Annotated in this window: 11 protein-coding genes; 3 read left to right on the plus strand and 8 right to left on the minus strand. The window is 30.6% G+C overall.

Features of this window, described 5'->3' with window-relative positions:
* Nucleotides 1-54: 54 nt before the first annotated feature.
* Nucleotides 55-288, minus strand: a complete 234-nt coding sequence (locus Q0E86_RS10335; RefSeq protein ID WP_295756861.1) for a hypothetical protein — start codon at nt 286-288, stop codon at nt 55-57.
* A gap of 193 nt (nt 289-481) precedes the next feature.
* Nucleotides 482-1,999 carry a hypothetical protein gene (locus tag Q0E86_RS10340; RefSeq protein ID WP_295756862.1) on the minus strand — a complete coding sequence of 506 codons (1,518 nt, stop codon included), beginning with the start codon at nt 1,997-1,999 and terminating at the stop codon, nt 482-484.
* A gap of 120 nt (nt 2,000-2,119) precedes the next feature.
* Here Q0E86_RS10340 and Q0E86_RS10345 point away from each other — a divergent pair, with 120 nt between their 5' ends.
* Both Q0E86_RS10345 and Q0E86_RS10350 read left to right on the plus strand, forming a co-directional pair.
* Complete coding sequence (locus Q0E86_RS10345) at nt 2,120-3,298, plus strand: hypothetical protein (RefSeq protein ID WP_295756863.1); 1,179 nt, start codon at nt 2,120-2,122, stop codon at nt 3,296-3,298.
* Between the two features lies 1 nt (nt 3,299).
* The gene (locus tag Q0E86_RS10350; protein ID WP_295756864.1) at nt 3,300-4,187 is read left to right on the plus strand and encodes a tetratricopeptide repeat protein; all 888 of its coding nucleotides are present in this window, start codon (nt 3,300-3,302) and stop codon (nt 4,185-4,187) included.
* 70 nt (nt 4,188-4,257) lie between these two features.
* Here Q0E86_RS10350 and Q0E86_RS10355 read toward each other — a convergent pair whose 3' ends face one another.
* The 6 genes from Q0E86_RS10355 to Q0E86_RS10380 all read right to left on the minus strand — a co-directional run bounded on the left by Q0E86_RS10355 (nt 4,258) and on the right by Q0E86_RS10380 (nt 10,022).
* Nucleotides 4,258-4,854, minus strand: a complete 597-nt coding sequence (locus Q0E86_RS10355; RefSeq protein WP_295756865.1) for a hypothetical protein — start codon at nt 4,852-4,854, stop codon at nt 4,258-4,260.
* Nucleotides 4,855-5,016: 162 nt separating this feature from the next.
* Nucleotides 5,017-6,285 (minus strand): HAMP domain-containing sensor histidine kinase, encoded by a 1,269-nt coding sequence (locus tag Q0E86_RS10360; RefSeq protein ID WP_295756866.1) that lies wholly within the window; start codon nt 6,283-6,285, stop codon nt 5,017-5,019.
* Complete coding sequence (locus tag Q0E86_RS10365) at nt 6,282-6,923, minus strand: response regulator transcription factor (protein ID WP_295756877.1); 642 nt, start codon at nt 6,921-6,923, stop codon at nt 6,282-6,284. The genes Q0E86_RS10360 and Q0E86_RS10365 overlap by 4 nt, the downstream gene beginning before the upstream one ends.
* Nucleotides 6,923-8,287: an ABC transporter permease gene (locus Q0E86_RS10370; RefSeq protein ID WP_295756867.1), complete on the minus strand. Its 1,365-nt coding sequence runs from the start codon at nt 8,285-8,287 to the stop codon at nt 6,923-6,925. The genes Q0E86_RS10365 and Q0E86_RS10370 overlap by 1 nt, the downstream gene beginning before the upstream one ends.
* A 1-nt stretch (nt 8,288) precedes the next feature.
* Nucleotides 8,289-8,924 carry an ABC transporter ATP-binding protein gene (locus Q0E86_RS10375; RefSeq protein WP_295756868.1) on the minus strand — a complete coding sequence of 212 codons (636 nt, stop codon included), beginning with the start codon at nt 8,922-8,924 and terminating at the stop codon, nt 8,289-8,291.
* A 12-nt stretch (nt 8,925-8,936) separates the two neighbouring features.
* Entirely contained in the window at nt 8,937-10,022 is a 1,086-nt protein-coding gene (locus Q0E86_RS10380) for an ABC transporter permease (RefSeq protein WP_295756871.1), read from the minus strand.
* 949 nt (nt 10,023-10,971) lie between these two features.
* On the opposite strand from Q0E86_RS10380, the gene Q0E86_RS10385 reads away from it, so the two are divergent.
* The gene (locus Q0E86_RS10385; protein ID WP_295756874.1) at nt 10,972-11,913 is read left to right on the plus strand and encodes a M28 family metallopeptidase; all 942 of its coding nucleotides are present in this window, start codon (nt 10,972-10,974) and stop codon (nt 11,911-11,913) included.
* Nucleotides 11,914-12,312 lie beyond the last annotated feature (399 nt).

Genomic DNA, 12,312 nt, shown 5'->3' on the forward strand with positions numbered 1-12,312 from the left:
AATTACAAGCTATAAAACAAAAAGAGAGGAGCTGAACTCCATAAGCGATAAAATTCACTTACTCGTTACAGCCCCTCTTTCATTTGGTAGAGTATATACTTTGGGTTGTGCGTTCGAATCTTCGAATATTTTTAAAGCTACATTGGATCCTAATACCATTTGTGAAGTACCTATGACACTATCGAAAATAATATCGTCTTTAAATGGTAATAGTGCTGTTATGACACAGGCCGGAAGTTGATCTACATGAACAATTTCATCTATGTTTGAAGTTAAACCTTTAACCATATAGTTAAGTTCACCATCATCTTCTCGATAATCATTTTCAACAACTCCTTTTAAATATTGAAGTTCCTTAACCGTACAAATATCAATGATATATAGTGGTGTATATTTTCATATTTTACTTTTGAATCTGGCAAACAAATACGAAAGAAATTATCATACACGGATTCTTTTGGATAGTGATTAATTTCTCCTTCTAATTTAAATTTTCGGGCAATAAAGAATAAATCTTTTGTCCGTAACTATAATCTTCAAATGCCTTCGATACAATATCTTGGGCTAAACGTATATTGGTTGTTGAAATAAAGCCATCATAAATAATACGTCCATTAAATGGCATAATGGCTGTCTGCATCAACATAGGTGTTTTTTCTGGGGCAATAAACTGATCTAAGTTTTCATTTAAACCTTTCACCATATAGTTAATACCTTCATCATTCAATACTGTATAATTCTTTTCATATACCACCAACAAGAAATTCTTGCGCATACCATATCTAAAATTCGAAATGATATTTAGATTACGGAATGTAAAGTTGGATGGATTTTTTTCGATATATTCATCAATAAAACGATCCTTGTCTTTCCAGAAGACTTCAATCACATTGACTAGTTCATCGGGTTCAATATAGATATTTGGATCAATTTTTTTATTAGGAATAATTTGTTCTTTTGAATTCACAAAATCCAAGATACTAAAATATAATTTATAGAATAAGCGCGTATCTTTTTGTTCGATACAAGCATTTGTCTGAGGCTCATTGAATTGGCGTAACTTTTCATTAAAGTGAGCCTGATCCTTCATCTTTTTATAGGAATCCATACTCAATCCATAGTAGTTTGGCAATGAAATTTGTACAACCGCCTTGCGATAGGATTTTAAAAGTGATTGTGAAAATTGATAAAAGAATGGAATCAATTCAATCTTTTCTTCATTTACCGTACCACTTAATAGATGATTAAAGAACTCATCTTTAAATGTAGTTATATCTGACACTTCATTCTTTGCCAAAGTAAAGAATTTCTTGATGTCTGAATTTGTCGCGTCATATCCATGATAAAAAATTGAAATATAACTATCTTGATCTAAGAATTTAGGTTCAAATCTTTCATGTTGAATACGACTGTCGCGAATGTGCTCTAACATTTCTTTATAATCCCAATACACATATTCATTCGCAAAACTATCATCAATTAAGCGATAGTCATCTTTTAAATAAGCCCAGAAATTAAAGAGTTCACTTTCAATAATGGATTTATAATTAAAGGAACATGCACTGCAGACAGCTTGAATCAGTGAGGGTTCAATAATGCCAAAGGCACGTATAATTCCTAAGATGACAATGGTTGGTTCATCGTTTTCGGCCTTTTGGTCTAAATCAATGTTCTTTACAGCCAATTTGACATTCTTTTTGAATTCTTCTGGCAATTCTTGATCAAAATATAAAAATTTAGAACTTAGAGCCGTTCTTTCAAAGCGATAGCGATCATCTTCTAAGTTTTGGTTGCGCAATAATCTTCTTAAAGCCTTTAATTCCCAAGTCGTGCAAATAGAAACTAAATACTCAGGGGTATAGGTTTCAATCATTCTTTCAAACATCTCTTTACGAGTCATAGAATCATAGTCAAAGTAATCGTTTTGACATGTTCTTTTATAATAATCAAAAACTACTTCTTTACGTAAGCGATTTGCGTTTTCTAATATACGTACCAACGAAACTCCTCCTTTTTTATTGTTTATATCCAATCTAGTTTTGATTGTTGTATATATTATATTATGTAATTCATGAAATTTGAACTTATGTGATAAAATTAACCTTAAGAGGAACATAACATGAGAATCATAGAATTTATTAAGCGTTTATTCCATCATGAAAAACCTATTGAGATCAAACAAAAGAAAGATTTAAATCCATCAAAAAAGATGAAAAAAAAGAAGGATTTAAATCCACCAAAAAAGATGAAACAAACGTATGTCGCAAAATCAACAAATTATTTAGATGAACAATTGAATTTATTCAAAACGATCCAACCCGGACACCTTGTCTTTTGTCGTATGCCAGTGTGCGAAGACAATTTAGTGGATATCAATAACCCCCATCGTATACGTCCCTTTTTGATTATCAAAAAAGACAAAGAGTATTTGTATGGATATGCGGGAAGCACAAAGAAAAAGAATCCAAAGATTCAATATACTTTAAAAGATGGACATAAAGATAAGAAAACAGGCACTTTTAGCGATTCCTATCTGTATTTAAACAATGTGTATCGAATTCCCATTCAAAATATCAAGGGAATTCTAAAACAAGTCTCAAGCAAAGATTTGATACAAATCCAAAGAAAGATTCAATTATTGAAAAATAGTGATGTACATCATATTGATTTATTTGAAAACATTGAATTTACATTTGAAATAGGAGATATAGTGGAATATAATACTTCCCTTTACTTTTTATCAAAAATTCAAGGCGATAAAATATATGGATATGTTTGTCCAAATACAAATGGTAATATCGAATTAAAAGGTTTAAATCTATTCATCAATACAGATATAGAAATCAAAATCAAGCCAGATCCACATGGTTTAAAATATATTTTTAACACGAATGTGAATCGTTATGTGAACAAACAGTTAAAGAAAGAAAACAAAGAAGTATTGGAATTGAAAGAAAATGCATACATATCTAGAAACGTATCGTATTATAATTATTATCCAATCGGAACTATATTAAAAGATGTCAATACGGATGAAGAAATCGTATACTTATTTCATTATCAGAAGATTCCGCGTTGTGCAAAGATGGAAGAATTGTATAATGATAGTTATTCAGTTTGGCAATTCACACCGAAATATTTTGATGTTGAGGATGAATTAACAACAAGTGGTATAAAAGATATGTTGGAAGGTTTCTTAAGCAAGAAATCAAGGATGAAAGAAGTCAATAAACCTTTTATTCCAATTTTAGAAATGGAATACAAGAAGTTAAAGAAACAAACAAAGAAGGTTAGGTAATATGGAATTAACTATTGAAAAAGCGCAACAAATTCTAGATGATTATTATGATTTGACAAATCCAAAATATGAGGATGATATTCAATTGATCCATGCTCTAGAATTTTTAATACAAGAAACAAAAGAACCTGAGTATATGGTTGAACTTGGTGGTTGGTACTATGGTCAAAAACAGTTTGATTTGGCAGAAGAATATTATTTAATGGCCGCTCGTCTTGAGTATGTAGATGCCTATGAATGTTTAGGTTATATCTACTATTATGGTAGAGTCGGCCAACCAGACTATAAAAAAGCTTTTCATTATTATAAGCTAGCTAGTGATAAAGGAAATCTTGTGGCAGCTTATAAGCTTGCGGATATGTATAAGAATGGATATTATGTTTCAAAGGATTATGCGAAATATGTCGAAATCATTAAAGGCTTATATCCATTGATTCAAGGGGCCACAAATACTTTTGATCCAGTTCCTGAAATTTATTCGCGACTTGCGAAGATATATGTGGAAGAAGGTAATGAAGATCAAGCCATACAACTTCTATTGATTGCGAAAGAGTTCCAATCGCAAAGATTGATCTATTCCCAATTCTTTGGAGATTTAACGATCATGAAATATATCATACTTGATTTATATTCTCTGATTCAATTTGATCCTAACTATATGGACTTATTTGACTTATATTATGCTCTACAAAAGCCTTGTAAAGTGGCCATTGAAATTCTTGGTGAAGATCATATTATTGAAGCTAAATACGAGGATGGCTTATTCTATATTTGTATGGATGATAAAAACTATGAGGATGTTGACCAATTCTTTTTGCATGCCAAAGTCAACAATGAACCTATATCCACACAATATGTCAATGTGAATTATATTGAGATATTGGATTAACACAAAGACACTCAATCGAGTGTCTTTATATTTTGAATTGTTTTTAGGCTGATAAATCTCAACCATTTGTTCAAGAATTGTTTTCATCTAAATCTCCTAACACTTTTTTTAAGTATTTCATATTAGTAGATCCATGGTTATCACAAAGAGTATATAATACATTAAAATCTAATTGTTTTAAGACATCCATATCTATACGTAAATCATTAAATAATAAATCGTACATATCCTTCTTATTACGTACCACTTTTAATGTGTATAATTTATCACATAAAGCTTTTTCGGGTATTGCCATGACATATGAATAATCTTGTTCTTGAAAAATTTGTAAACCATAAGGATAAATATGAGTAGGTACATCTCTGTATGTATAAGTTCCAAAATCATTTTTATACAATTTCTTTTTACCCTTACCAAAAGTTGCACTTGTATATGTATATACTGCTTCAGGTATCAATCCATAATAAGCTAAGGCATAATCAAATGATAAATAAGATGGTGAATAAATCGCATTCGCAACAACATAGCCAGGTGTATTTTTATTTGTCTCATACAGATTTCTAGTGAGCTTAATGATTTCTTTATTATCAGCCATACGTTTGATTTTATTATCTTTAGCCCTATAATCCGTTAGACTTTCCTTTAACATTTCATATGTAACTATCATGTTTTCACTTCTCGCTAACATTTTATGTTAGTATGAGGTGAAATTCAACAAATTTTAACTATAAAACTACTATAAGATTCATTGTAAACCGTCAATGTGAAAACATTATTAACTTCCAAAAATCTTTTTAAATAATAATTAAAAGATCCTCATAATAAGGATCTATCGTTTCCATTGAATCTTGAAGACATAATCTTCTCCTTCAATCGCTTCATATTTCATTTTATAGTTATCTAATAAATTACGAACAATATATAAACCTAGGCCATTTCCTTTAGGTTGGCTTGAATCATACTTGTTTTGAATATAGAACCAGTCTTGTTCGATTCCGATATAAATCGTATCCTTTTCATGCGTATAATTGATCGCATTTCCGATTAGATTGGATAAAATCATATGTAGTGCCCTTTTACCAATATACATCGTTTCATCTTGTAGATCATTTTGAATATGCAATTCCTTTTGATGAATCAATACATCATATTTTTGAAGTACACTACTTAATTCATCTATGATACAAACAACTTCTTCATCGTCCTTTAGATTTTCTATGGAATAAACAGATAAGATTTGTTGGATATTCTTCGTTAGTAGATCAACTAAATCAATACAATCATCAATATAAACATCTCGATTTTTATATTTACCCACATTGTATTTCATATTTTCTAAGATAATTTTAAGACTTGCCAAAGGCGTTTTTAATTCGTGGCTGGCCCCTTTAAAGAAATCGTATTTTATTTTCTCTAATCTTAGAATCTCTTTATTTTTCAATTCTAGATTGGAAATGGAATCAAGAAGTGTTTCATACAAATCATTAATTTGTGCCTTCAATTGACCAATCTCATCATTCGAATCAATTTCTAGACGAGCCTTCTTATCTAATGCCATCATTTGATCGGTTACACTCTTGATTTCAACCACATGATTTTTAATGGATTTGGCATACACCAAAGAGACAACGGCCGAAAAGCATAGGGATATGATTAATGAGTAAGGAAGAAATTGTAAACTTAGATTTTTAGCTTGGTTTTGCATGTCAGCTGTTGAAACAAATTGAAGCCTAATTTCTTCACCTGTATCCAGCTTTAATTGTCTTTCTTCAATAATTAAAGAATTGTTTGAGCTTTTTAAATCAACATTTAAATTATTCTTGATTTCTACTTCATTCGATGAAGTATTCTTTTTGATAAACGCTTTGATTTCATTGGTGTTGGAATAGAAATCTAAAGCTTGTTCAATATAGTCTTCAGATTTGCCATTCAAGTTTTCAGTAATTTCATTAGCCTTATTATTAATTTCTTCTTTTCGAACATCTAAATATGTTTTTGGAAATATCAAATATACAAATAAATGAATAAATAAAACAATAATAGCAATTACACTAAAGGTTTGTATGCATATTTTTGGGAATATTTTTAATTTTTTCATGATTTCTCCAATTTGTAGCCCACATTACGAATGGTCGTAATACAATCCAATCCAAGCTTTTTACGTAATTCCTTAATATACACATCGATTACTCGATCATAAGGAACTTCTTCACTATCTTTCCAAACATGATCTAATATTTGTGATCTAGTTAAGGCAATCCCTACATTATCTAAAAGGTATTTTAATATTTCTAATTCTTTGGCATTGATATCAATCATCTTACCATTGATTGTAGCTGTATAGCTTTTGAAATTAACCGACACATTTTTATATTCAAAAATATCATACTTCTGAAGTAGTGCATCAATACGAGCTTTTAATACGGGTAGTGAAAATGGTTTTTCAATGTAGCCATCCGCTAAGTTTGTATAGGCATCAATTTTGAATTCTTCATTGCTGAAAGCCGTTAAGATTAGAATTGGTAAATCACTTTCTTTACGGATTTCTTTTAAAACATCCAATCCATTAATATATGGAATTTGAATATCTAATATCACCAGATGAATATCTGTATTAAACTTTTCCAATGCCTCTTTACCATCTTTTGCCTGAATTATTGTATATCCAGACTCCGATAGAAATTCACTCAATCCTTCACGAATTACATGATCATCTTCCACTACCAATATTTTCATCATTCTTCCTCATTCATTAATTCTTTACAATTCTTGTTTAACAAGTGTGTTGTAGAAACAATAAGTGCAACTAACATTACAATTGACATAAATATAATAACATACACCATATATTTTGGTTCAACTTGTGCATCAATATGTGTCAACATCTTATTAAAGCCATCCACTTCAGCTCCACCACCAAGCTGATTTGAAGCGGATTCTTTTGCGATTTGGTTGGCAACACCTGTAGTTACTTGATTCAATACTTTTGTACCTAGACTTGATGCGGCTTTACTAGCGATAAAGTACGCAAAGATATAAGACGGAATGCTTATCATGAATAGTTCTAGAACAAACTGAGTGAAAATCTTCGTTTTAGAAATACCTAAAGCCATTAAGATTGCGATTTCTTTTCTTCGTGCATTCATCCACATGAGTAACAATAAAGTAACAACGATACACGCAAAAATCAAAGATCCAATACACATTTTATTTGCGACAGAATACATTTGACCGATCGATTTTTGAAGTGCTGGATAATTCGATGTACTTTTAACTAATACATACTCATTCCAGTTGATATCTAATTTTCTTAGATTTTTAATGACTTGATCCAAATCTTTATTCCCCTTCACAAAGAACGTTGCATCTTGATATACGGCTGTTTTTTCTGTGTTGCCATAAACTTTAGCGGCTGTATCTAAATCTGTAATTAGATTGTTTTCATATAATTCTTGAGCTGCAGTCACACCACCCTGATTATGACCATCAAATAATCCTTTGATTGTCACTTCTACTGTTTCATCCGCACCTTTTTCATTATCCGCATCATAAATATTTGAACGAAGAGAAAGCTTATCTCCAACTTTTAGATGATTCTTTTTAGCTAAATCTTTATGCATCAAAATTTGATGCTTGTCCTTACTATTTAGATGCTTACCCTCTACTAATTTATAGGCACCCGATACAAATTTCGTCTCCTTTTTTGATTCATTGACTCCTGTAAGCATCACAGTCGATTTAAATTTAGAAAGACGCTCTTCAGTTTCATTTGAAGTTAAAATAATATCATGATCGACTAAGTCAGCTACACTATTGATTCTTTTTACATAGGAATCAATGTCTTTAGAAGTGCAAATCTTTTCGATATCCTTACCCCTAACATTTCCTGCACCTCTAGGCGTTCCAAAATTGACTTGGCGATTGATTTCCATAGTAAAACTATTGGTAATCGAGCCTAATGATGTATTGGACGCTTTGTTTGTCGCATCCTTAATAGATAGTCCGACTAGACAAAGACTTGACATAATCATAATGACAAGAAATAGAATGAATGACTTCACACTTTTTCGAGTTACATATTTAAATGCATTCTTAAACATTCTATTTCCCCCTCTTCTTTAACTTTTTATCTTTTAATTCATATACAACATCAGCGGCATCTGCCACCTCTTTACTATGTGTCACAACAATCACACACTTATTTCTTTCTTTAGCACGAGCCTTTAAGATATCAATAATTTCACTAGCCGTATCACTATCTAGATTTCCCGTTGGCTCATCTGCCAAGATAATAGGTGCATGACTTGTAAGAGCACGTGCAATCGCAACTCTTTGTTGCTGACCACCCGATAGTTTCATGACACTACGATTAATTTGGGATTGTTCAAGTCCTAAATCCAAAAGAATGGAAGGCGAAGCTTTGGGATTGACTAAGCGTACATTTTCTAAGGGTGTTAAATAATCAATCAAATTGTAGTTTTGAAATACCAGACAAATATGATTCTTACGATGATTTGTATATCCCGTTTTTGAAATATCTTTTCCGTCAAATAAGATTTCACCAGATTCAGGCTCATCCAAACCTGCAAGTAAGGATAATAAGGTGGATTTACCAGCACCTGATTTTCCGATTATCGCATAGAACTTTCCACACTCAAAGCTTTGATTCACTTCAAATAAAATATGTTCTAATTTTGTGTAACCATACGTTACATCTTTCATTTCTAATACACTCATTTTTTATTTCTCCTAACTCAATTTTGATAATATTTCTCTTGGCTTTTTGATCATGATCATAAGACTCGCGATTAGTACAGAAACGATAATAATACTCATCAACAAGCCATAACTCAACAAAAAGCTTGATACTTGATTAAAAACCAAACTTATAACACATACTACAATTCCTAAAGGAATGGATATAAAGATAAGTTCTAAAACAAATTGGAAAATAATTTCCATCTTACCTTTACCTATTGACAACAAGATACCAATTTCATGAACGCGATTTCTTAGCCATAAGGTTAATACTAAAGATAAGACAATAAGCCCACAAACAATAATGAAATAACACAGAATCTGAATCATGTGTTTCACACTTTGTGCAGATTCTAATGCGGATTGATAAGCCTTCGTATCTTTAGATACAATATATTCACTTGATGGATATATAGATTGAACTTGTTTTAAATCATTTGAATCTATAGTCAATTTAGTAACCATATTCGTATCTAAGGATTGGTAATCTACAAATACCATATTCTCACTAAAATCCGATGATAAACCAGTATATGTCTCATGCTTCTTACCTTCAAAGATTCCTTTGATTGTATAAGTATGAGAATTTAAACGTATTGTATCCCCTACTTTTAAATGATTCTTTTTAGCTAGTTCTGAATGAATTAAAATACTATTACGATCCTTTGATTCAATATTTTTTCCTGAAGTTAAAGTAAATACACCACTTTGAAATAAGATATTCTTCGAACTAGTATTGGTTGCCAAAACAGACACTACATTCTTATATTCTTCCGGCAAAGAATCCAGTGATACGCCTTGTTTTGCAGAAACAACCTTTGTACCTTCTAACTTAGAAACAAATTCATATTCATATACACAATTATTAAAGATCTGATTTTTAAATTCAGAACCATCCTTTTTTGAAACCACAATTGAACTTTGACTTGCAGTATATAAAGACTTTTCTAATTGCGTATTGGATGAGAGAATACTCAAACATCCATAAAGACTTATAAGTATAACCATTAAAATCAAAAACAAGATACCCGTTCTTACTTTCTTTCTTGTGATATACGCATAGGCATTATGTATCAAAACAACCAACTCCTTATCCGAAAACTATATTATCAATCATTTATGAAATGTATATGAAATAAGATCATAAATTTAAAAAAATATATTCTTGCATAAAACCAAATAGAAAAACCACTGGATACTATGGTTACTCTGAATTATTTAAAGTCAAAAGATGCTAGTTTAATCCTTTGGGTTTGGGTGAACTAGTGCCTTTTACATTTTTCTACGATAATCAATGTGATTTTTAGTAATTCAACGAATGCAATGTATAGATAAATATACATAAACACGTCCTTGTGCAAAAATCGGAATCTTTGACAACTCAAGATGTAACCCTTTTTATTCCAAGGGTTCACCGTTACTACATCCAGTTACAATTTCAACTGTTCCTATTTACTCTAAAACGTCTTATTTTAATCGAACCAGATAAGGTTAGTCTTGACTTTTATATATATCAATTGTTTAATATTCATACAGAAAGACTACTGGATACAGTGGTTCCTCTGAATTTAACTAATGTAAAGACACTAGTAATCCATTGGGATAGGGTGAACTAGTGTCTTTTACATTTTTCTATAATCAATAATGTAATTTTTAGTAATTCAACTAATGCCAATAAAACCATGGCAACATCAATATATAGATAAATATACATACACATTTTCCTCCTACAAAATCGGAATCTTTGAGAACTCAAGATGTTGTCCTTTTTATTCAGAGGGTTCACCGTTACTACATCCAGTAGCCAATTCCTATTATAAATGTCCAATGTGAAAATATTGTGAATTCCACTAAATTTGTTACGAATGTTCCTATTTGATCTAAAATGCCTTTTTTTCATTAATTTAGATAAGGTTAGCCTTGACTTTTCAAATTAAATTAAATCGCATTTTTATAATAAGTAGACAATACTTGAATGTTTACTTTATGATAAGCTTAAAGTATAAAAACTAAGGGAGAAATAACAATGAATGAAACGAGTCATAGAATTCTTGATCACTTTCAAGTTCGAAAAACAAAAAAACAAAAAGAAGAATTTCGTAAATATATAATTCATGAACTTAACCAATATGGGTATTGTCCAACTGTTCAAAATAAAGGTATAAACAACAATATAATTATTGGAAATATAGAAAAAGCTAAGATATTCTTTACGGCTCACTATGATACACAGGCGGTGTTACCATTTCCAAATTTAATTGTGCCTAATAATTTGTTCGGACTTATTTTGTCACAAATTGCGATTATTATTTGTGTATTGATACTCATATTCTTAATGAACATTGTTCTTATTCAATTATTTATTTGGACAGATTTATTTAATGGGTTCGAACTCAATATTGCTTCTAGTATTTCGTGGATAATTATTATGATATGGATGTTGTTTGGAAAAGCAAATAAACATACTGCAAATGATAATACAAGTGGTGTCATTACAATCATTGAATCAGCCATCAAGTTACCAGAAGACTTAAGAGATGATGTATGTTTTGTGTTATTCGACAATGAAGAACTCGGTTTATTAGGTTCTGCTGCTTTTGTGAAAGAATATAAAGAATCAATAAAAAATAAACTTATCATTAATTTTGATTGTGTATCCGATGGCAATGATATATTTTTCTTTCCAACGAAACAAATTAAAAATGATCAATCAAAACACGAAAGTATTATAAATGCATTTACATCTACAAATTATATAAATATACACATCAACAAAGGATTTGGGTTTTATCCATCCGACAACTTCAACTTTAAATATGCATATGGAGTCTGCAGCTTAAAGAAAGGTTTATTCTATTATCTTGATCGAATACATACTTCTAAAGATATCATTTTCAATGAAGAAAATATCGAACGACTAAGTGATGGTGTATGTAAGCTTGTCAAAACAATCCATACATCTAGATGATTATTCTAACATAATCAATTAATTTGCATAAAATCGAATTAACAATTATAATACAGATACAGAAAGACTACTGGATACAGTGGTTCCTCTGAATTTATCTAATGTAAAGACACTAGTTTAATTCTTTGGTCGGGTGAACTAGTGTCTTTTACATTTTTCTACGATAATCAATGTGATTATTAGTAATTCAACTAATGCCAATAAAACCATGGCAACATCAATGTACAGATAAAAAAACAAAATCTTTGTCAACTTATGGATTTTAAAAAATCTGTTACGATGAGTATTCCATGGTGGCGGAGCCACCCAATCCATGAAAATAGAGCCACCGAATCCATTTGGACAGAGCCATGCAATCCATTGCTCAGAGCCACTAAATCCACGAAGAGAGCCACTTCA

It is taken from the genome of uncultured Holdemanella sp. (genome assembly GCF_934754935.1).
Classification (GTDB): domain Bacteria; phylum Bacillota_I; class Bacilli_A; order Erysipelotrichales; family Erysipelotrichaceae; genus Holdemanella.

What these genes read in the sequence shown, in the direction of transcription:
- Q0E86_RS10360 (WP_295756866.1), bottom strand. Translation starts at nt 6,285, where the DNA reads ATGAAAAAATTAAAAATATTCCCAAAAATATGCATACAAACCTTTAGT.
- Q0E86_RS10350 (WP_295756864.1), top strand. Translation starts at nt 3,300, where the DNA reads ATGGAATTAACTATTGAAAAAGCGCAACAAATTCTAGATGATTATTAT.
- Q0E86_RS10345 (WP_295756863.1), top strand. Translation starts at nt 2,120, where the DNA reads ATGAGAATCATAGAATTTATTAAGCGTTTATTCCATCATGAAAAACCT.
- Q0E86_RS10335 (WP_295756861.1), bottom strand. Translation starts at nt 288, where the DNA reads ATGGTTAAAGGTTTAACTTCAAACATAGATGAAATTGTTCATGTAGAT.
- Q0E86_RS10355 (WP_295756865.1), bottom strand. Translation starts at nt 4,854, where the DNA reads ATGATAGTTACATATGAAATGTTAAAGGAAAGTCTAACGGATTATAGG.
- Q0E86_RS10370 (WP_295756867.1), bottom strand. Translation starts at nt 8,287, where the DNA reads ATGTTTAAGAATGCATTTAAATATGTAACTCGAAAAAGTGTGAAGTCA.
- Q0E86_RS10385 (WP_295756874.1), top strand. Translation starts at nt 10,972, where the DNA reads ATGAATGAAACGAGTCATAGAATTCTTGATCACTTTCAAGTTCGAAAA.
- Q0E86_RS10375 (WP_295756868.1), bottom strand. Translation starts at nt 8,924, where the DNA reads ATGAGTGTATTAGAAATGAAAGATGTAACGTATGGTTACACAAAATTA.
- Q0E86_RS10365 (WP_295756877.1), bottom strand. Translation starts at nt 6,923, where the DNA reads ATGAAAATATTGGTAGTGGAAGATGATCATGTAATTCGTGAAGGATTG.